This window comes from Acinetobacter sp. AS5, assembly GCF_048957595.1.
Lineage (GTDB): Bacteria > Pseudomonadota > Gammaproteobacteria > Pseudomonadales > Moraxellaceae > Acinetobacter.
Genome location: NZ_JARDAL010000049.1, coordinates 1 through 20604, shown reverse-complemented (window position 1 = coordinate 20604; position 20604 = coordinate 1). Strand labels below are relative to the sequence as shown.

At 44.5% G+C, this 20604-nt stretch carries 22 protein-coding genes; 21 read left to right on the top strand and 1 reads right to left on the bottom strand.

Going from position 1 to position 20604, the window contains the following annotated elements:
* The first annotated feature begins 80 nt into the window (after positions 1-80).
* The 10 genes from ndk (at position 81) to PV763_RS14365 (ending at position 10147) form a co-directional block, all read left to right on the top strand.
* Positions 81-512 (top strand): nucleoside-diphosphate kinase, encoded by a 432-nt coding sequence (gene ndk / locus PV763_RS14410; RefSeq protein WP_004647460.1) that lies wholly within the window; start codon positions 81-83, stop codon positions 510-512.
* Between the two features lie 122 nt (positions 513-634).
* Positions 635-1870, top strand: a complete 1236-nt coding sequence (gene rlmN / locus PV763_RS14405) for a 23S rRNA (adenine(2503)-C(2))-methyltransferase RlmN (protein WP_004278358.1) — start codon at positions 635-637, stop codon at positions 1868-1870.
* 14 nt (positions 1871-1884) lie between these two features.
* Positions 1885-2685: a type IV pilus biogenesis/stability protein PilW gene (pilW, locus tag PV763_RS14400; protein WP_420938096.1), complete on the top strand. Its 801-nt coding sequence runs from the start codon at positions 1885-1887 to the stop codon at positions 2683-2685.
* Positions 2676-3467, top strand: a complete 792-nt coding sequence (locus PV763_RS14395) for a helix-turn-helix domain-containing protein (RefSeq protein WP_004647463.1) — start codon at positions 2676-2678, stop codon at positions 3465-3467. The genes pilW and PV763_RS14395 overlap by 10 nt, the downstream gene beginning before the upstream one ends.
* Positions 3468-3490: 23 nt before the next feature.
* Positions 3491-4612, top strand: a complete 1122-nt coding sequence (ispG, locus tag PV763_RS14390; protein ID WP_004278355.1) for a flavodoxin-dependent (E)-4-hydroxy-3-methylbut-2-enyl-diphosphate synthase — start codon at positions 3491-3493, stop codon at positions 4610-4612.
* Between the two features lie 3 nt (positions 4613-4615).
* The gene (hisS, locus tag PV763_RS14385) at positions 4616-5911 is read left to right on the top strand and encodes a histidine--tRNA ligase (RefSeq protein WP_121980028.1); all 1296 of its coding nucleotides are present in this window, start codon (positions 4616-4618) and stop codon (positions 5909-5911) included.
* 30 nt (positions 5912-5941) lie between these two features.
* The gene (locus PV763_RS14380; protein WP_004733041.1) at positions 5942-6640 is read left to right on the top strand and encodes a YfgM family protein; all 699 of its coding nucleotides are present in this window, start codon (positions 5942-5944) and stop codon (positions 6638-6640) included.
* Positions 6637-7785, top strand: coding sequence for an outer membrane protein assembly factor BamB (gene bamB / locus PV763_RS14375; protein WP_004733039.1), 1149 nt, complete (start codon positions 6637-6639; stop codon positions 7783-7785). The genes PV763_RS14380 and bamB overlap by 4 nt, the downstream gene beginning before the upstream one ends.
* Before the next feature lie 168 nt (positions 7786-7953).
* Positions 7954-9363 carry a ribosome biogenesis GTPase Der gene (gene der, locus PV763_RS14370; RefSeq protein WP_004278348.1) on the top strand — a complete coding sequence of 470 codons (1410 nt, stop codon included), beginning with the start codon at positions 7954-7956 and terminating at the stop codon, positions 9361-9363.
* Positions 9364-9502: 139 nt separating this feature from the next.
* Positions 9503-10147 (top strand): 4'-phosphopantetheinyl transferase family protein, encoded by a 645-nt coding sequence (locus PV763_RS14365; RefSeq protein ID WP_004733036.1) that lies wholly within the window; start codon positions 9503-9505, stop codon positions 10145-10147.
* 22 nt (positions 10148-10169) lie between these two features.
* On the opposite strand, the gene PV763_RS14360 is transcribed toward PV763_RS14365, so the two are convergent.
* Positions 10170-10940, bottom strand: a complete 771-nt coding sequence (locus PV763_RS14360; RefSeq protein WP_004278346.1) for an SDR family oxidoreductase — start codon at positions 10938-10940, stop codon at positions 10170-10172.
* A gap of 89 nt (positions 10941-11029) precedes the next feature.
* Here PV763_RS14360 and mazG point away from each other — a divergent pair, with 89 nt between their 5' ends.
* The 11 genes from mazG to PV763_RS14305 form a co-directional block, all read left to right on the top strand.
* Positions 11030-11842, top strand: a complete 813-nt coding sequence (gene mazG, locus PV763_RS14355; protein WP_420938095.1) for a nucleoside triphosphate pyrophosphohydrolase — start codon at positions 11030-11032, stop codon at positions 11840-11842.
* The gene (locus PV763_RS14350) at positions 11802-12224 is read left to right on the top strand and encodes a ComEA family DNA-binding protein (protein ID WP_420938094.1); all 423 of its coding nucleotides are present in this window, start codon (positions 11802-11804) and stop codon (positions 12222-12224) included. Before mazG ends, PV763_RS14350 begins: the two co-directional genes overlap by 41 nt.
* A gap of 136 nt (positions 12225-12360) precedes the next feature.
* Positions 12361-13833: a polynucleotide adenylyltransferase PcnB gene (pcnB, locus tag PV763_RS14345; RefSeq protein ID WP_420938093.1), complete on the top strand. Its 1473-nt coding sequence runs from the start codon at positions 12361-12363 to the stop codon at positions 13831-13833.
* Positions 13830-14315 carry a 2-amino-4-hydroxy-6-hydroxymethyldihydropteridine diphosphokinase gene (gene folK / locus PV763_RS14340; protein ID WP_004278339.1) on the top strand — a complete coding sequence of 162 codons (486 nt, stop codon included), beginning with the start codon at positions 13830-13832 and terminating at the stop codon, positions 14313-14315. The genes pcnB and folK overlap by 4 nt, the downstream gene beginning before the upstream one ends.
* Positions 14316-14368: 53 nt before the next feature.
* Positions 14369-15178 (top strand): 3-methyl-2-oxobutanoate hydroxymethyltransferase, encoded by an 810-nt coding sequence (gene panB / locus PV763_RS14335; RefSeq protein WP_004278337.1) that lies wholly within the window; start codon positions 14369-14371, stop codon positions 15176-15178.
* Between the two features lies 1 nt (position 15179).
* Entirely contained in the window at positions 15180-16028 is an 849-nt protein-coding gene (gene panC, locus PV763_RS14330) for a pantoate--beta-alanine ligase (protein WP_004647479.1), read from the top strand.
* Positions 16029-16046: 18 nt separating this feature from the next.
* Positions 16047-16898, top strand: coding sequence for an RNase adapter RapZ (gene rapZ / locus PV763_RS14325; protein ID WP_004278335.1), 852 nt, complete (start codon positions 16047-16049; stop codon positions 16896-16898).
* Positions 16895-17164, top strand: a complete 270-nt coding sequence (locus tag PV763_RS14320; protein ID WP_016806787.1) for an HPr family phosphocarrier protein — start codon at positions 16895-16897, stop codon at positions 17162-17164. Before rapZ ends, PV763_RS14320 begins: the two co-directional genes overlap by 4 nt.
* 2 nt (positions 17165-17166) lie before the next feature.
* On the top strand, positions 17167-17700 hold the full coding sequence (gene yjgA, locus PV763_RS14315; protein WP_004278333.1) for a ribosome biogenesis factor YjgA: 534 nt from the start codon (positions 17167-17169) through the stop codon (positions 17698-17700).
* 713 nt (positions 17701-18413) lie between these two features.
* Entirely contained in the window at positions 18414-19682 is a 1269-nt protein-coding gene (locus PV763_RS14310; RefSeq protein WP_262458175.1) for a sensor histidine kinase, read from the top strand.
* 173 nt (positions 19683-19855) lie between these two features.
* On the top strand, positions 19856-20604 hold a 749-nt coding region (locus tag PV763_RS14305), incomplete at its 3' end, for an RNA-guided endonuclease InsQ/TnpB family protein (RefSeq protein WP_420938092.1).

The following is a 20604-nucleotide window of genomic DNA, read 5'->3' as shown; positions in this document are numbered from 1 at the left end:
GATGAAAAGCAGAAAAATGCGCATTATCTCGGTATAATGCGCCAAATTTTCATGTCAACAATTGACTTAAGGAGCCTATCATGGCTATCGAACGTACTTTATCTATCGTTAAACCAGACGCAGTTGCTAAAAACCACATCGGCGACATCTTTGCTCGTTTCGAGAAAGCTGGTCTTCAAATTGTTGCAACTAAAATGAAACATTTGACTCAAGCTGAAGCTGAAGGCTTCTATGCTGAACACAAAGAACGTGGTTTCTTTGCTGACCTAGTTGCATTCATGACTTCTGGTCCAGTTGTTGTTTCAGTTCTTGAAGGCGAAAACGCTGTTCTTGCTCACCGTGACATCCTTGGTGCGACGAATCCTAAAGAAGCTGCTCCTGGTACTATCCGTGCAGATTTCGCTGTAAGCATCGATGAAAACGCTGCTCACGGTTCTGACTCTGTAGCATCTGCTGATCGTGAAGTTAACTACTTCTTCGCTCAAACTGAGATTGCTCCACGTACTCGTTAATTCGCAGTATTCAAGCCAGATAAGTGTTATTATACTTATCTGGTTTTTTTATTCTCTGAATAATTCTTTGCTCACATATTGAGCTTCTCCTTTCATCTTTAGACATGGTTTAGGTAATACACATGAGTACTGAAGCAGTCGCTGTATCAGCAGTTTCTGAGCCACAGCAACACACTCCATCCGCTCCAGCACAGGCAAATACTGTCGAGAAAGTGAATTTACTTGGCATGTCACGTCCGCAAATGGAAAAATTCTTTGAGGACATGGGTGAGAAGAAGTTTCGTGCCGGGCAGGTGATGAAATGGATTCATCAGTTCTTTGTGACTGATTTTGCTGAAATGACCAATATTTCCGGCAAACTGCGTGAAAAACTGGAAAAGATTTGTGAAATTAAAGCGCCTGAAGTGGTGCATAAAAACTATTCTAAAGATGGTACCCGTAAATGGGTATTCCGTGTTGGCGACGGTGAAGGTTCCCTCGTCGAAACCGTATTGATTCCTGCTGAACATCGCAGTGGTTTACGTCGCACTTTGTGTATTTCTTCACAAGTGGGCTGTGCACTGGACTGTTCATTCTGCTCAACCGGTAAACAGGGTTTCCAGCGTGATTTGACTCAAGCCGAAATTATCGGTCAGCTCTGGATGGCGAACTATTCCTATATGGAAGATGTGCCTGTACTTGAGCGTGAACGTTCAGTCACGAACGTGGTGATGATGGGCATGGGCGAGCCATTGCTCAACTACGATGCAGTATTGAATTCAATGCGTATTATGCTGGATGACTTTGCATACGGCATGTCAAAACGTCGTGTGACTTTATCGACTTCTGGTGTTGTGCCGAAAATCGATCAGATGGTCAAAGATATTGACGTGGCGCTGGCTATTTCATTGCATGCGCCAAATGATGAACTGCGTAATGAGCTGGTGCCGATCAATAAAAAATATCCGCTTGAGCAGCTGATTGCAGCATGTCAGCGTTATATTGCCAAAGATGGTAACGAAAGTTCACGTAAGCATGTAACCATTGAATATGTGATGTTAGATGGCGTGAATGACCATCCTGAACATGCCCAGCAAATGATTAAGCTGTTGAAGAATTTGCCAAGCAAGATTAATTTGATTCCTTTTAATCCGTTCCCGCATGCGCCATATGGCCGCTCAAGCCGCAACCGGATTATTTCTTTCCAAAAAACTTTGTCTGATGCCGGTTTTGTGTGTACGATTCGTCAGACACGCGGTGATGACATTGATGCCGCGTGCGGACAGTTAGTCGGACAAGTTGCTGACCGTACCCGTCGTGCGGAACAGTGGAAAAAGAAAATTGCGCAATCGAATGAGATCATGCGCTCACAAGGATAATAAGAGGTCGCCAGTTGAGAAATCTAACATCTAAGTTTGCTTTGATTTCAACAGTATGTGTGTCTTTGGTTTTAGTCGCGTGTCAGACGCCAGATCTGGGTCAGAAAGACCCTGAAAAGGCCACCAAAGTCCGTACCCAATTGGCGGTAGAATATTTGAGAACAGGTGACCTGGATGCAGCTAAACGTGCGCTGGATCAGGCACTTGAAAGCAGTCCGCGTGATTCTCAAGCGAATATGATGATGGGCGTGCTATTGCAGCAGGAAGGTAGCAAGCTTAATCTCGAAAAAGCAGATCATTATTTCAAGCGTGCGATTTCGGCAGATCCGAAAAATGCACAGGCGCGAAATAATTACGGCACTTATTTATATCAGCTTGAACGCTATAATGATGCGATCGAGCAGTTTCAAATTGCTGGTGCCACGTTGGGTTATGATCAGCGATTCCGTGCATTGGAAAATATGGGGCGGATTTACCTGAAACTGGGTGATACAGCAAATGCTGAAAAAACATTCAAACAGGCGCTGCAAGCCAATCGCGATTCTTATATTTCAATGTTAGAGTTGGCAGAAATATTTTATTTGAACCAGCAGTTCCCGGCGGCGACACAAATGTATCAACAGTTTGTGCGTGGTGTGGGACAGAAAAATCAGGGTGCCCGTGCGCTCTGGGTCGGCATTCGCACTGCGCGTGCCGGGGGTGATCAGTTGGGTATGCAGGTATTGGTCAACCAGTTACGTGCACTTTTTCCTGAAAGCCAGGAATACCAACGTTATTTGCAATTACAGTACAGTACTGAGGCCGTATGGAAGTAAATCCTAATTCACCATCGAATCATTCGAGCGTAGCTCCAAATGCGTTAGGAAATATTCAACGTCCGGGCGAGTACTTGCGCCAGATTCGTATCAATCAGCAGCGCAATCTGGAAGATGTAGCGAAAGAGCTGAACATCCCGGTCAAAACCCTGACTGCACTGGAACAGGACGAATATAAGTCTTTACCTGAAGCAACCTTTATCAAAGGTTATTACCGGACTTATGCCAAATTTCTGGGTGTAGATGCGTCTAGTATTATTCAGCGTTTTGATGAAATTTATACCAATGATACCGGGCTGCTGCCGAACCATGCCCTGAACAATTCTCCTATTAAAATTATGGGGAAATTGCCAGGGTCTAAGCGGGACCGCAATCGTAAGTGGTTAAAGCGCATTTTTATTACGCTGGTATTACTGCTGATTTTGGGTGCACTGTTTGCCATGATTCAGAACTGGTCAAGTAGTAATTCACAAAATAGCAGTGAAGTCTCTGGAGTAGGCGCTTCTAATGTCGAGATTCTGAATCTGGATACAGGTGCCGCACTTTCCGGTGATCAGCTGAAACTTGATTTTAACCGTCCGACTTCGGTGCATATTGTCGACTCGGCGGGTAATGTTCTGGCAACTGGCCGTCAGGCATCGAGCTTGCAGCTGAATGGTGAAGCGCCATTCCAGATTCGTCTGGATGATGCATCGGCTGTATCACTCAGTTTAAATAATGAAAATATTTCATTGTCACCCTACACTGTGAACGGAAAAGCAGAATTCCGTTTATCACCTTAACAGATCAAGAGTAGAGCAGAACGATGATCGTAAATCCAATTAAACGTCGTCCAACACGTAAAATTCGTGTGGGTTCAGTTTATGTGGGTGGTGATGCACCAATCAGTATCCAGTCGATGACTAATACTGAAACCTGTGATGTAGCAGCTACGGTTGCACAGATTCAGCGCTGTGTAGATGCCGGTGCAGACATCATGCGGGTTTCTGTACCTACCATGGAAGCCGCGGCGGCATTTGGTGAAATTCGCAAGCAGGTCAATGTACCTTTGGTCGCCGATATTCACTTCGATTATAAAATTGCTTTGGCAGTTGCGGATTTGGGTGCAGATTGTCTGCGGATTAACCCGGGCAATATCGGTTCTGAAGCGAAAATTCGTGAAGTTGTGGCCGCAGCACGTCATAACGACATTTCCATGCGGATCGGTGTCAATGCCGGCTCCCTGGAAAAAGATATTCAAAAGAAATATGGCGAGCCGACTGGTCAAGCACTGCTTGAATCTGCAATGCGTCATATCGATATTCTAGACCGTCTGGATTTCCAGGAATTTAAAATTTCAGTCAAAGCATCGAATGTGTTTCTGACCATGGATGCGTATCGTTTGCTGTCACAGCAAATTGATAATCCGCTCCATCTGGGTGTCACAGAAGCAGGTATTTACCGTACCGGTTCGGTTAAATCTGCGATCGCTTTGGGTGGCCTGCTGATGGAAGGCATCGGGGATACCATGCGTATTTCCTTAGCTGCCGAGCCTGAAGAAGAAATTAAAATTGGTTTTGATATTCTGAAATCGCTGGGTCTGCGCTCCAACGGGATTAACTTCATTGCCTGCCCAAGCTGTTCACGTCAGGAATTTAATGTGATTTCGGTGATGCAGCAACTTGAAGAGCGTTTAGAAGATATTCGTACTCCAATGGATGTGTCCGTGATCGGGTGTAAGGTGAATGGGCCGGGCGAAGCCAAAGAAGCGGATATTGGTGTTGTAGGTGCAGCACCACGTTCACTAGTATACCGTAATGGTGAAAAGAGCCATTTAATTGACACGAATCAATTGGTTGATGAAATCGAAACCATGGTTCGTCAACGTGTTACCGAGCTTGAAGAAGCTAAATCTAAAGAAATTATTCGTACAAGTTTTCCTGAGTAGATCATGAGTTCAATCGTCGCAATCAAAGGTTTTAATGACATTCTCCCAACGCAAACCCCAGCTTGGAGACGTCTTGAACAGCATCTATCCGGTTTGATGGATGCCTATGGCTATCAACAAATTCGTTTGCCTATCGTAGAACAGACTAATTTGTTTAAACGTTCGATCGGTGATGCAACCGATATCGTTGAAAAAGAGATGTATACCTTCCTCGACAAGGGGAATCCGCCTGAGTCGTTGACGCTGCGTCCTGAAGGAACGGCGGGTTGTGTACGTGCCATGCTGGAGCATAACCTGCTACGCGGTGCGACGCCTCGCGTCTGGTATATCGGACCCATGTTCCGTTATGAAAAACCGCAAAAAGGCCGTTACCGTCAGTTCCACCAGTTTGGTGTAGAAACCTTTGGTGTAGCAACGCCAGATATGGATGCAGAACTGATTCTGATGACGGCGCGTCTGTGGAAACGTATGGGTGTGGCAGACAAAGTTCAATTAGAACTCAACACACTCGGTGAGTCGGATGAGCGTGCAGCTTACCGTGCAGCACTGGTTAAGTTTTTAGAGTCACATAAAGCGGATCTGGATGAAGATTCTCAGCGCCGTCTGACCACGAATCCACTGCGTATTCTGGATTCTAAAGATGCCAAAACACAAAGTATCTTAGAAAATGCACCGAAACTGCATGATTTTATGGGTGAAGAAACTCTGGCGCACTTTGCCCAGTTACAGCAGTATTTGACTGATGCAGGCGTGAGCTTCGTGATCAATCAAAAGCTGGTACGCGGTCTGGACTATTACAACAAAACTGTTTTTGAATGGACCACAACCCATTTGGGTTCACAAGGTACAGTTTGTGCCGGTGGCCGTTATGACGGCCTGGTGGGACAGCTTAAAGGAAAGGCAGATCAGTCTGTTCCTGCAGTTGGTTTTGCCATGGGTATCGAGCGTTTATTGCTTCTGCTGGAACAGGTTGAAGACAATACCCCGACACGTGATTGTGAAGTATTCCTGGTGGCTGAACCGACTTCTCAAGGTAAGGCTTTGGTCATTGCCGAACAGATCCGTGATCAGCTTGAAGCAGCAGGCAGTCAGGTTCGTCTGAAAGTAGGCTCACAAGGTTCAATGAAATCGCAAATGAAAAAGGCCGATCAAGCCGGTGCTTTGTATGCAGCGATTTTGGGCGAGCGTGAACTGGAAGCTCAGGCGTTTACTGTGAAAGAGCTGGCAACCGCAGAGCAATCGAATGTACCATTTACGGACTTCGTTGCATTTTTTAGTACTAAAATTTCTTCAAAATAATCGATAAAACATTAGGAAAAGGGTAATCTCATGAGCGCAATGAGTGGTGATGAACAGTTTGAAAGCTTAAAATCCTTTACGAAGAAATATGGTTCTTCGATGATTACCGGGATTTTAATTGCGCTGATTGCCTTTTTTGGATGGGAATATTGGCAGAAGAAAAACTTGGCAGAGTCGCAAATGCACACTGCCAAGGTTCAGCAGTTGATGGATGATGCGCAGGCATCGAAAGGTGATGGTTTTGCCAAGTTGTCTGAAGCTGCGGACAAGATTGTCAAGGAAGCACCTGATTCAGCTCAGGCGATTCAGACCCAGCTAGTGATGGCGAAATTGGCTTATGAAAAAGAAGATTATGCTGCGGCCGAGAAAGCGCTACAGAAAGTTGAAAACTCGAAAGTAGACGATAAAGGTCTGGTTCAGGTGGTCAAACTTCGTCTGGCTTATGCACAACTGGCACAGAAAAAATATGATGCTGCATTGAAAACTTTAGAAGCGGTTACTGAGCCTGCATTTAAAGCAACTGCCGATGAAGCACGTGGCGATATCTATGTTGCCAAAAATGATATTGAAAATGCTAAAAAAGTATATCAAAGTGCATGGGATGCTTTGATTGAACGTAAAGAAGAACGTCAGATTTTACAAATTAAGCTCGAAAGCGTAGGCGTATTGGTCGATGATCCGGAAATCGAACGCCCAATTATAGAAACACAAGCGGAAGAAGCTGAATGAATAGAAAATACAAAATTACCTGTGCCTTGACTGTTTTAACGCTTGCATTGGCTGGCTGTGCGGGTAAAACCAATAAAGTTCCAGAAGTAAAACCGAATCCACTTCCAAAACTGACTCAAGCCAAAACCCTGGTCCCTGTATTTTCCACCAGTGTGGCTTCGACAGATGCTGCTGATCCGTTGCGTTTACGTCTGGATGCAGATAATGGTGTGGTCTTTGCAATTGATCCGAAAGGCGAAGTGTCTGCATTTAAAGGCAAACAGCGTCTGTGGCAGAAAAAAGTCAGCAAAGACAATTTAAGTTCTGGTGTTGAAGCTGCTGAAGGTCTTGTTGTCGTGGGTAACCAGAAAGGTCAGCTGTTTGCGCTGGATCAGCAAACCGGCGAGCAAAAATGGACTGCGCAATTGACGGGTGCTTTACTGGCACCTTCATTAATTCATGCTGGTCGTGTCATTAGCGTGAGCAATGACGGCACAGTATATGCGCATGAAATTGCGACGGGTGCGCAAGTTTGGACTTATAACTTACCTAATGTACAATTCAGCCTGCGTGGCATGGCTGCACCTGTTGCATTAGATGCTCGTAATGTACTGATTGCATCTTCCAATGCTTATATCTATGCACTGGATGCCTTAAGCGGTGTGCCAAAATTACAGCGTCGTGTCGCAGTGTCGGATGGGCGTTCTGATATCCAGCGTCTGGTTGATATTGACGGGGAACCGGTCGTTGCAGGCCAGTTTGTGGTGACCACCAGTTATCAAGGTCAGGTGACTGTGCTGGATTTAGCTTCACAACAGGTGGTCTGGAGTGAAGATGCCAGCAGTATCCAGCGTCCAGAAGTTGTGGGCAATGGTGTATTTGTGGCGCAAACCGATGGCAAAATCAAAGCCTTTGAAATTACCTCGGGTCAACCGCTTTGGGAAAATGACCAGTTGCTGAATCGCAAGTTAAGTAATCCGGTGATGCTAGGTACTGATCTTGTAGTCGGCGATCTGGATGGTGTCTTGCACCTGATTGATCCGCGTACCGGACAGATTACTGGTCGTTCGAAAACCTCTGGGGAAGTGCGTAGCTTACGAGTCATCGACAACCAGCTTTATGTTTCTACACGCAAGGGCGCATTAAGCATTTGGCAGAACCGTTAATTTTAACGAGCCTTATGCTAAACTAGCCACAACCGTATTTTTGTGAACGCGGGGTGATTGAAAAATCAATGCCCCGTGTTTTTATTTAGGGTATTTACCCCTTATATCTTCCTATGCTTTCTGATGTTCAGGCCACTTTGACGCCTGATATTAAATAAAGGTTACTCTATGAAACCCGTAATTGCGCTCATTGGTCGTCCGAACGTCGGAAAATCGACGCTGTTCAACCAGATTACCAAGAGCCGTGACGCATTGGTGGCAGACTTTGCAGGTCTGACACGCGACCGTAAATATGGCGATGCTACCTATCAAAATAAATCCTTTATTGTGGTCGATACCGGCGGTATTGGTGAAAATGAAGGTGGTATTGATTCATATATGGCAGAGCAATCCAAAACTGCCATTCATGAAGCTGACATCATCATTTTTGTGGTTGATGCGCGTGCCGGACTGCTGGCTTCTGATGAACAGATTGCCCGTGAATTGCGTACTTTAGGCAAAAAAGTCTTTCTGGTTGCCAACAAAGTTGATGGCGTACATGCTGAAGCTGCCCTGGTTGAATTCTACAAACTGGGTATGGGCGAGCCGCTACAAGTGGCAGCCAGCCATGGTCGTGGTGTTCAGCAGATGCTGGAAGATGTACTTGCTGATGTACCGGAAGATGAAAATCCGGAAGAGCATGACAAAAACACGGGTCTGCGTTTAGCGATTATTGGTCGTCCGAACGTCGGTAAGTCAACGCTGGTGAACCGTTTGCTCGGTGAAGAGCGTGTGGTGGCATTTGACCAGCCGGGTACAACACGTGACTCGATTTATATTCCATTCGAGCGTGATGGCCGTCAATACACCCTGATTGATACTGCAGGGGTGCGCCGTAAAGGTAAAGTTGATGAAATGATTGAGAAATTCTCGATTGTTAAAACTTTACAGGCAATGAAAGATGCCAACGTAATTGTTGTTGTGGTTGATGCGCGTGATGGTATTGTTGAGCAAGATTTGCATTTGATTGGCTATGCGCTTGAAGCGGGTCGTGCCATGGTCATTGCAGTCAACAAATGGGATAACATGACTGAATATGATCGTAAGCAATGTAAGCTCGATGTAGAGCGTCGCTTCGATTTTATTCCATGGGCCAAAGTACATTTGATTTCTGCATTGCATGGAACGGGTGTGGGCGATCTTTATCCATCGATTCACCGTGCTTATGATTCATCTCGTTTGAAAGTGTCACCAGCAAAAATCACCCAGATTTTAAATGATGCGACAGATGCCCACCAACCGCCTATGGTTCAGGGTCGTCGTATTAAAATGCGTTATGCACACATGGGTGGACAAAATCCGCCAACGATCGTGATTCACGGAAACAAGGTGGATAAAACTCCTGCGGATTATCGTCGTTACCTGGAAAACGTGTTCCGTAAAGTGTACAAGCTTGAAGGTACACCGATTAAAATCGAGTTTAAAACTTCTGAAAACCCGTTTGAAGGCCGTAAGTCTCAAGTGGATGAGCGTGCAGCTGCGCGTAAACGTCGTTATGTACAGAAGTTCAAGAAAGCCGAGAAGAAATTTAAACGTTAATTCTATAGTTTAAATTTTTCGGATAAAAAGCCTGCGTAAAGCAGGCTTTTTGTTTTGATAAAATAATGAATTTCTCTCCCAATAAAAGTGTAAATTCTTTTACACTCCCATTAGTTTATGTCTTTTTGAATGGATTCACGTGGCCCGGCTGATTCAAATACATCTGCATCAACTCTCTAATCTGACTTATGATCAATTGTCAGACCGCAAAACCCAGGTTGCCGAACGGAAACGCGAAGTGGCGTTTTTGCGCAATCAGCTTTTATCCCAATCTTTTGAATTGCCAGTTAGCGATCAACAGGTGGTACGGACGAATTTTGGCAAGCCTTATTTAAATGACTATCCGGATTTCAGTTTTAATCATAGTCATAGTCAAAATTTCTACGCCCTGGCCACGAGCAGGAATGTCCAAAACTTGGGAATCGATATTGAAGAACTGAGCCGTAAAGTCCGTTTTGAAGCTTTGGCACAGCACGCCTTCCATCCTGAAGAACTCAAAAATTGGCAAGCGCTGGCTTATGACCCTGAATACTGGTTTAAAGTCTGGACGACCAAAGAGGCCGTGTTAAAGGCATCAGGCTTGGGAATCCGGATCAACCTCAACGAACTCAATACCAATATCCATCCTGAGCAAAATGGTGGGCGCTGCGAACATCCAGAGATTGGCATCTATGCCTATCAAAATTATACGCTTGCTGGCTGCATGCTCACCGTGGCCTGGCAAAGTGAGGATTCCTGCAAGGGATTGAGATTTCCCGTGATTCAGCTTCATCAAACTGTCTAAATAGAATGAATTCCAATATTTTTTATTTTCTGGAAATGAGCAGATTACTCAGCCGATTCACAAATTGTGGACTCATCCGCGACAAATGAAATAAAAACTGGCTTTTGAATCCGACCGGATGATGCGTTGCTTGCCAGATGGAATCTTTGAGTTCTGCCAGTTTCAGAATATCTTGTGCAACATCTTCTGCTTTTAAATGCACGCCCATCTTTTTGATGCTTTCTGCCTGCATATCTTTGACCATGGCCGTACTGACGAAAAGCGGCATGACATCCAAGACTCGAATCCCATAGGGTTGCCACTCAATATCCAGACTTTCAGTCAGGCCACGCACTGCAAACTTGCTGGTGGAATAACTGCTTAAATCGGCCTGGCCATAAATCGCCGAAGCGGAAGATAGATTAATGATGCGGGCAAATGAAGATTCTTTTAAATAAGGGAAAGCGGCATGACAGCCGTTCATGACCCCTTTGACATTAATATCCAGAGTCCGATGATGTGCCGCAATGGTGGTATCTTCAAAAGGCCCTGAATATAAGATCCCGGCATTATTGACCAGAATATTGATTTCACCTGCCCAAGCTGAAAATTCGGCTAAAGCTGTTTCCCAGGAAGCATAGTCAGCCACATCGAGAAAGCCGGCTTTGGCATGTTCGCCCAATTGCTGGGCCAGTTGTTCTGCCTGCTCCACCTGAACATCATAAATGCCCACCTTGTAGCCGTGCTGGTAAAATAGGGCGGCCGTCGCGGCACCAATTCCTTGTGCTGCACCACTAATCAATATACTGTGCATGTGCCTGATCTCCTTATTGTCTTTTTTTTGAGCATAACAAGAAACTGGCAGATTGACGCGACTATTTGGTAAAAAAGAGGTTTTTGAATATGGAACAACTACTCAAGGTCATTCGCGAATTACGTGAAAAATGTCCATGGGATCAGCAACAGACCCCTGAATCTCTGACTAAATATGCCATTGAGGAAGCTTACGAAGTCGAAGCAGCAGTCCGCTCTGGAAAAGTCGATGATGTCCGCGATGAGCTGGGTGATTTGCTGTTACAGGTGGTGTTCCAGTCGCAAATGTATAGCGAGCAGGGCGCTTTCGATTTTCAGGATGTCGTACAGGCCATTACCGATAAACTGATTCGCCGTCATCCGCATGTATTTCAAGCTGAACAATTTGCAAAAATGAGTCCGGAAGATGTGTCCGAGCTATGGAAAGAAATCAAACAGCAAGAAAAGCAGGGCAAGCCGCGTTCACGCCTGGATCAGATTAAACATGCACCGGCTTTGGCGCAGGCTGATGAAATTCAAAAAAATGTCGCCAAAATCGGTTTTGATTTTCCGGACATGGCGGGTGCTTATGCCAAGCTGGAAGAAGAGCTGGCTGAATTAAAAGAAGCGGTAGCCGGACAAAATTCCGATGAAATACAGGAAGAATTTGGCGACTGCTTATTTTCTCTGGTCAATGTTGGACGTAAACTTGGCATCTCCAGTGAGATGGCATTATTGGGGACGATCCATAAATTTCGAACCCGCTTTGCCTTGATGGAAGATCAGGCACAATTACAACAATTAGACCTGGAAAAGCTGTCACTGACTGAACTTGATCAGCTCTGGGAACAGGCTAAATTAGAATTAAAACAAAGAGCAGCACATGAAAAAAATACCTTATCGAATCGGTCCAACGTGGATTAGTCTTCTTTTAAGTTGTTGGCTGGGCTTTATTTCTATCGGAACTGCGCATGCGACTGCGACCGATTATATGGAATGGAAGACCCAGCAACAGCAACATGATGCGCGCCTAAAGAAAAAAGCTGCCGCTATGGCTTCATCAGAAAGCAATCACTATCTGGCGAAGCCTGCATTATCGGCATCTTCTGCTGCTGATAAAATCAGTTTAAATAGTGCGACTGTGGAGCAATTACAGCAGCTGAATGGCATTGGTCAAAAGAAGGCTGAAGCGATTATTGAACATCGACAAAAAAACGGAAAATTCAAAAGCATTGAGGAAATCCAGCTGGTCAAAGGCATTGGACCGGCATTATTTGCCAAAAACAAGGCCAAACTGGCCTTGTAAGGCGACAGCACGGATCATGACTAGCTGATTGATTTGACTCGCAGGATTGACATAATCAAATTGCCCTTTAGTCGTGTAAGCGATATGATTAGCGTCATCTTAGAATTTTACGTTCAGACGTAGGAGACAGCGTCTTTTGCAAACTTTGCGCGCGTCAAAATGTGGTTTATCAACCGCTCAATTACCTTCTTATATTCTCGATGTGATTGATGCCTTAAACAAGGCAGGCTATGAAGCTTATATCGTGGGTGGTGGTGTTCGAGATCTGATGTTAGGTTTGAATCCTAAAGATTTCGATGCAGTTACCAATGCAACCCCGGCTCAGGTCAAGGAAGTTTTCGGACGACGTTGTCGAATTATCGGACGACGTTTCGAACTGGCGCATGTCTATTCAGGGCGGGAACTGGTTGAAGTGGCAACCTTCCGTGCACCACCAAAAAAAGCAGTGACCTCGGCCGCGGGGATGATTCTGCGTGATAATAACTGGGGCAGCATCGAGCAGGATTTTGCCCGCCGTGATTTCTCCATCAATGCAATGTATTACCAGCCGCGTAAAGGCATTGTGCTGGATTTCTGCAATGCAGTGGATGATATCCACAGCAAAACCTTACGCTTACTCGGTGATCCGACTTTAAGATTTGAAGAAGATCCGGTGCGGATGCTACGAACCTTACGTTTTGCCGCCAAGCTGAACTTTAATATTGATGAAGCGATTCTGGATGTCTTTACGCCGGAAATGACCCAGTTGCTGCGTGATGTTTCTCCACATCGACTTTATGATGAATCACAGAAACTGTTCACCATGGGACATCTGAATCGTGTCTTGCCCATGTTGATCGATTTCGGGATCTGGCAGCAGTTATTTGCAGATATCAAGCCTGAAATTACGCCGTTTATGGAACGCGCTGCGAAAAATACCGATCAGCGTATTTCTATCGGCAAGACCATCAACCCGGCATTTTTCTATGCGGTATTGTTATGGCAGCCATTCCTCGAGCGTTGTGAATTCTATCTAAATAAAGGCGTGGTAGCCGCCGAAGCTCGTGCCCAAGCTGGTCTGGACGTGTTAAAACGTCAGGCGACTCGTACCATTATTCCACGTTTTGCGGAAACCTTTATTCGTGAAGTCTGGGAAATGCAGACTCGTTTGTTGAATCCAAAACCACAGCAAATCGAGGCCTTGTCCAGCCATGCGCGTTTCCGTGCCGGCTTTGACTTTTTGCTGCTGCGTGAAAAATCAGGCGATGCAACTGCACAAGGCATGGGCAGCTGGTGGGATGCTTACCAGCAAATGAGCGGTGACGAGAAAGAACGGGCCATTAGCCAGTATAACCGTCAGCGTGCCAAGAGCCGTCGCAAGGCGAGTCAAGAAGAACATCTGGAACAGAAATTGACCCAGCAGCAAGATCTCACCGAGATTGAACCGTTAGTGAATGAACCTGAACCACGCAATCGTCGGGTGCGTAAAGCCAAGTTTGAAGACAAGGCGAAACCTCTGTCGCATGTGGCAGCCAGTGCCAGCGGTGAAATTGGCGCAGATCATCCGATTATGAAACGTCAGCGGGTAAAACGTGATCTGAGCCAGGTGGTGTTTGGACCAACACAATGATCGTGACGTATATTGGCCTAGGCAGTAACCTAGGCGATTCACGCCAGATTCTGGCAGAAGCTGTACAGAAACTGGCGACCTTGGGGCAGGTGAAAACTTCGCATCTGTATCAAAGTCCACCGATGGGGCCACAGGATCAGCCGAACTATCTGAATGCAGTGGTGCAGTTAAATACCGATCTGGCTGCTTTAAGCTTGCTGGATCGTCTGCAAGCTTTTGAGCAGGATGCCGGTCGGGTACGTTTACGTCATTGGGGCGAACGTACGCTGGATCTGGACTTACTAATCTACGGCAATGAGCAGATTCAAAATGAACGTTTAACTGTGCCGCATGTCGGGGTATTACAGCGTGATTTTGTCCTGATTCCACTTCTGGATATTGATCCTGAAATACAGGTTCATGGACACAAATTAAAAGACCTGGACATCGTTAAACAGTCGACCCTCGCGGTACTCGATGACAGCAACTGGGCAAATATTTAATTTTTAAGTGATGGTAGCTTCGTCAGAACTTTCAAGCATAGAGGAACATTTTCATGGTCAGTCTGAGTGATTTAAGACGCTTTAAAGCAGATGGACGCAAATTTTCATGTCTGACTTGCTATGATGCCAGTATGGCCAAAGCCATGGAAATTGCCGAAGTGGACAGCATTTTAATTGGCGATTCTCTGGGAATGTCAATTCAGGGCCGTGATTCGACTTTGCCGGTTACGGTTGCAGATATGGCTTATCATACGGCTGCGGTACGCCGTGGTAACCAGCATGCCTTTATCATGACTGACTTGCCATTTATGAGCTATGCCACCTTGAATGATGCCTTGCAAAGCTCGAAAACCGTGATGCAGGCCGGCGCGCAAATGGTCAAGATGGAAGGCGGCGCATGGTTGGCAGAAACCGTGCAAGTGCTGACACGTAACGGCATTCCGGTGTGTGTGCATTTGGGTCTTACTCCGCAGTCGGTACATGTGTTTGGCGGTTATAAGCTGCAAGCTCGTACTCGTGAAGCGGCCGATCAGCTCATTGCGGACTGTAAAGCAGTAGTAGAGGCGGGTGCTGCACTATTGTTACTCGAATGCGTACCGGCACAGCTTGGCCAGGAAATCACCGAACTGTTTCCGCAGATTCCGGTCATTGGCATTGGCGCGGGTGCAGCCACTGACGGACAAGTATTGGTGGTTCAGGATATGTTGGGCCTGACCTTTGGCCACACTGCAAAATTTGTACGTAATTTTATGCAAGAACAATCGGGTGCGACCGCCATTCTAGATGCTTTTAAAGCCTACCATGCTGCAGTTTTAGATGGATCTTTCCCGGCACCAGAACAAACTTTTCAGGTTGAATTGTAAGATGAAAACAGAAACCACTATTCAGGGCTTAGCGGCATCCTTAAATCCGGCGCGTACCAGTCGCAAGATTATCGGTTTTGTACCGACCATGGGCAATCTGCATCAGGGGCATTTAAACCTGGTGCGTGAAGCGCGTAAGTTGTGTGATGTAGTGGTGGTCAGTATCTTTGTCAATCCGATCCAGTTTGGACCCAATGAAGATTTTGATAGCTATCCGCGCACGCTTGAGCAGGACCAGCAGCTTTTGGCAGAGGTCGGTTGTGACATCGTTTTTGCGCCGACGGTTGAGCAAATGTATGGTAAAAAACCGCGTCTGACCAATATCAGTGTTTCTGACATTACCAATGATTTATGTGGTTTACAGCGTCCCGGTCATTTTGATGGTGTGGCGGTGGTGGTGACTAAATTGTTTAACATCGTACAGCCGAATTACGCCTTCTTTGGCCAGAAAGATTATCAGCAATTGGCGGTCATTCGTCAGTTTGTACAAGATCTGAATATTCCACTGGAAGTAATTGGTGTGCCGATTGCCCGTGCAGAAGATGGCCTGGCTTTAAGTTCGCGCAATGGTTATTTAAGCGAAGAGCATCGTGCAATCGCACCGGTCATTTATCAAAGCTTGCAAAAGGCTGAACAGCAATTACAGGCAGGCGTGGAACTGGATACGGTATTGGCGGAGCTTCGCCAGACTTTAACCGATGCTGGATTTGTAGTGGATTATATTGAAGCCAGAACTCCAGAATTACAAAAAATTCATACGTTTAATCAAGATCTTGTGTTATTTATAGCTGCAAAGTTGGGGAATACACGTCTGATCGATAACCTGCAGGTTAAATACACTGCCGGCTAAGATGAAAGGGTAGCATGCATGAAGCGCATTTTAATCGTCACGGGACAATCTGGTTCGGGGAAATCATCTGCATTACAGGTGCTTGAAGATCTGGGTTATTACTGTATTGATAATCTGCCTTTGGCATTGCTTCCCGAAATCGTGGCCAAACTGGACAGTGAAAATAATCTGGAACAGTTGGCGCTGGGCGTCGATGTGCGCAGTACCCGGGCAGATTTACAAGAATTTGATCATGTATTTGAGCAGCTGCAACAGCATGGTTCGGTCGATATTATCTATCTGACCACGCAGGATCAGGAGCTGATTGCCCGCTTTAGTGCTTCGCGTCGGCCGCATCCTCTGGCGTCACGCTTTAAAAGTCTGAATCAATGCATTCAGGAAGAAAAAATCCTGTTGATGCCGATTCAGTTGCGTTCTACAGTTCATATCGATACTACCGATAAAAGCGTACATGACCTGAAACATACCTTATTGTCCAAGCTGGGACAGGCCGATAACCTGATCCTGATTCTGCAATCCTTTGGTTATAAGCATGGCATTCCACTGGATGCCGATTATGTCTTTGATGTCCGGCATTTGCCAAATCCGCATTGGGAACTGGAACTGCGCAAATTTTCAGGGCTAGATCAGCCGGTGCAGGCGTTTTTACAAAAGAGCGATCAGGTCGAGGACATGTTCAATGATCTGTATCATTTTCTGGACAAGTGGTTGCCGACCTTTGCCGAAGGGCATCGTCATTATATGACCGTGTCGATAGGTTGTACCGGTGGTCAGCATCGTTCTGTTTATATTGTGGATAGACTAAAAAAAGCCCTTGAGGCAAAATGGTCTATTCAAGTCCTCCATCGAGAAATGAAGCACTGGTCATGATTGATACGACAGTTGACGTAATTAATAAATTGGGTTTACATGCACGCGCATCTGGTAAACTGATAGAAGTTACCACCAAATTTCGTTCCAGTATTCGGATTGGCAAGGCTGACAAATTGGTAGATGCCAAAAATATCATGTCATTGCTCATGCTTGGTGCAGGCAAAGGAACAACTTTACGCTTAGTGATTGAAGGAGCAGACGAGGACAAAGCCTTATCTGAAATTCAGGCACTATTTGCAGCAAAATTTTATGAGGCAGATTAATCGTGGCACGTCGACCGAACAGTTTAACTGAAGAAGATTTTGATTCTTTAGAGGGACGCGCAAGTAAGACCGAACAGAAAAAAGCAGTCCAGCGTATGGCTGCTTTAGGTGCGCAGCTTGCAGAGCTGAGCGCTAAACAAATTAAAAACCTACCCGTAGATGAGCGTTTGATTGACGCCTTACTTGATGTGCAGGCAATTAGTTCGCATGAAGCACGTCGCCGTCAATTTTCACGGATTGGTAAATTATTACGCAATGAAAATGAAACGGTAATTTTGTCTTATTTAACACCTAAACAAGGTCTTAAAAAGACAGCTCAATTACAGCGTTGGGTGGATCGAATTGTCAAAGATGGTGATCCAGCCATCAATGAATTTACCAAAACCTATAATGCGACAGAGCGTCATACCTTACGTCAACATTATCTTCGGGTACACCGTGATTTAAAGAATCAAGCACCTGAAGAAGAAGTGAATGCTTCTAAATTAAAGCTGTTTAACTATGTACAGCAAGTGGCGTTGATTTCTGACAATTAAGCAGCCATGTAAAAAGGCGGTCTTTTTTAGGCCGCTTTTTTATAGCTGTTTTGAACTGATTGGTTTGACTTGGACATGCATAGTCTATAAGTGGTCTATCTTAATATTACTATTCCAGCTTCTAAAACTGCATTGATGATAAAAAATACAAAATTTCTGCAATTAATTTGTTAATGAATGTAAAATCTTTACAATTCTCAGTGGCTTTTTTGGCCTGTTTTTAGTCAATATCCTGATATTTAAATATTTCGTAGACTGGAATTGTTAAGATAGTTTTAAAAATTAAAAAATAATTCTGAGTGTTATTAGATAGATGAAGCCTGATATAAAATCTATTTTTAATCATAAGGTCAAACTATATAGTTGAAAAATCATTAGCTTTTACTTTAAATAGAGTAAAAAGCGATGGTGGGTATTTTTTATTCAGTACTGTGTTACAGTAAATACAAATAAAGATACTTATTTTAGGTGAGATATATTAATTTCAAATACTTATGTAGGTTTTTTTAGAATAGTAAATTTTCAAGTTATTCTTAATCAATTAAATATCAGTACCTTGCAGTTAAGAATGTATCTGGATAGAAACAGGTTAACAAATCCTTTAACCTAGAGGTGGGTTTTCATCGTTGAGTAAATATAGAATCTTTGTTATTGATTGTATGAATTTGGTCGGCAGTGTTTTCTATATTCCATAAACATTCAGAGAGGCAGACATGGAACTAAAACTGCTAGAGGTCGGTCAGAATACGGAGCAATTAAGCTCGTGCCGTATATCTCTCATTTTAGGTGTCTATACCTCCAATAACCTATTAGACACCTTTTGTAAGATCGCCCGTAAAGTTTTAAACGTTAAAACCAGCATTATTCGCTTCCACACGGAGCCCTATATCTGGTACAGCTGTCCGCGCGGTTTTCGGGCCTTGCACGCCCCACAGGAAGTGAATCTGCCTGCGTATCTGCAACAGTCAGATGTCATTGACCAGACGCATCCTGCTTATACAGAATTGTCAAATTATGTGAAAGATCTCGGTGTAGCGCATCAGAGATTAGTCGCCTTTAATTTAAAATCAAGTAGCGGTGTGTCTTTTGGACAGGTCATTTTCTTTGATGATCAGACTGAAGGGTTCGATCAGGACGATATTGCCACCATCAAACAATTTGCTGAAAGTTTAGTGATTCGAATTCAGCTCAATCAAGAACATACTGAGTTGAAAGAATTATACGAGCAGCAATGCGCACAAAATTTCAGTAAAACTAAATTTTTCCAGATTATTGCGCATGATCTGCGTGCACCGTTTCACGGCTTGCTCGGCTTTTCCGAAGTACTGGCACAGGAACGTGACACACTGGATGAATCCAGTATTCAGAGTATTGCGGATTATTTATATGATAATGCACAATCGACCTATAACCTGCTGGAAAGCCTGCTGACTTGGGCGATGGCAGAGGGTGGGCGCTTTGTTTATCATCCGATCAATTATGAATTGAAACAGTCCAGCAAGATTGTATGTGGTGTTCTGAAAAGTTTGGCCTTAAATAAAAAGATCGAACTGGTCGATAATATTCCTGAAGACATCAAGGTACATGCGGATATCAACATGATTACCTCTGTCTTGCAAAACCTGGTGTCGAATGCGCTTAAATTTACCCCGGTGAATCAAGGCGGTAAAGTGATTTTAGCTGCAGAGATGGAAGGCGAGCAGGTCAAGATTACGATTCAGGATACTGGCCTGGGCATGACCGAAGAACAGATGCAGAATCTGTTTAAACCGACTTTGGGTGTGAGTGTCAGAGGCACAGCTGAAGAGAAAGGGGTAGGTTTGGGTCTGGTACTCTGCAAGCGCTTTATTGACCTGAACCATGGTCAAATTGCTGTAGATTCCAAAGAGGGCCGTGGTACGACCTTTACTGTGCATTTGCCGATGGTTACCAATGATCATCAGGCGCTAGTGCTTGAAGATGTACATGCCGAGCAATCTTAAAAGGTAAATTTCAAACTAAAACATTCCCACTGAGACAAAACTCCTGCTATCTTTAGTGTGAAAGAGGACTCCACCCAACATTAGGGTGGAGGTGAATTTCACGACTTTTTTTTAGTGCAATATGATAGAATAATTTGCATTAAGTTTCTGTATCTAAATAGATTTAAGGCGAAATGAAGATCAACAAAGCGTACAAATTTAGGCTTGAGCCTAATGCGGAACAGGAGCTTGTTTTAAACAAGTTGCTTGGCTCTGCACGTTTTGTTTGGAATCAAATTTTAGCTGTTTCGTTCGAGATGCTTGCTAATAATGAGCGAATCAACAAAGTTAATTTAGTCAATAAAATTCCTGAATTACGCAAAAAACCTGAATGTGCTTTTCTAGAAAACAGCTCAAATGGCGTTTCACTCCAACAAAAAGTTCGTGATCTTGGTGATGCTTGGGGGAAGTTTTTTAACAAAAAGGAACAAGCTAAGTTAAAGCAAAAACCATTTAGAGCTAAGAAGCCACGATTTTTTAAATTATCCGATGGTGGTGAAGTTCAACTTAGACCACTTATGCCACGATTCAAAAAGAAATCTGATGGTTATGATTCCATTCGTATTGTTCAATTTGGCAGATATTGTTGGGTTAAAGGCAACCAAGTTAAGTTACCTAATGACATTGGCGTTGTGAAATTCAGAAAATCACAAAATATTGTGGGTGAGATTAAGAACGTCACAATCTCAAAGCATGTCGGGAAATGGTATGTGTCATTTGGTGCTGAAAACACAGTAGAAGCACCAGTCCACCCATCAAAATCAGCCGTTGGCATTGATTTAGGTGTTAAAAAGTTAATTACAACGTCTAGTGGTCAAGTATTCGACCCGATCAATAGTTTCAAGGCCAATCAAGTAAAGTTGGCTAGGCTTCAGCGCAAGCT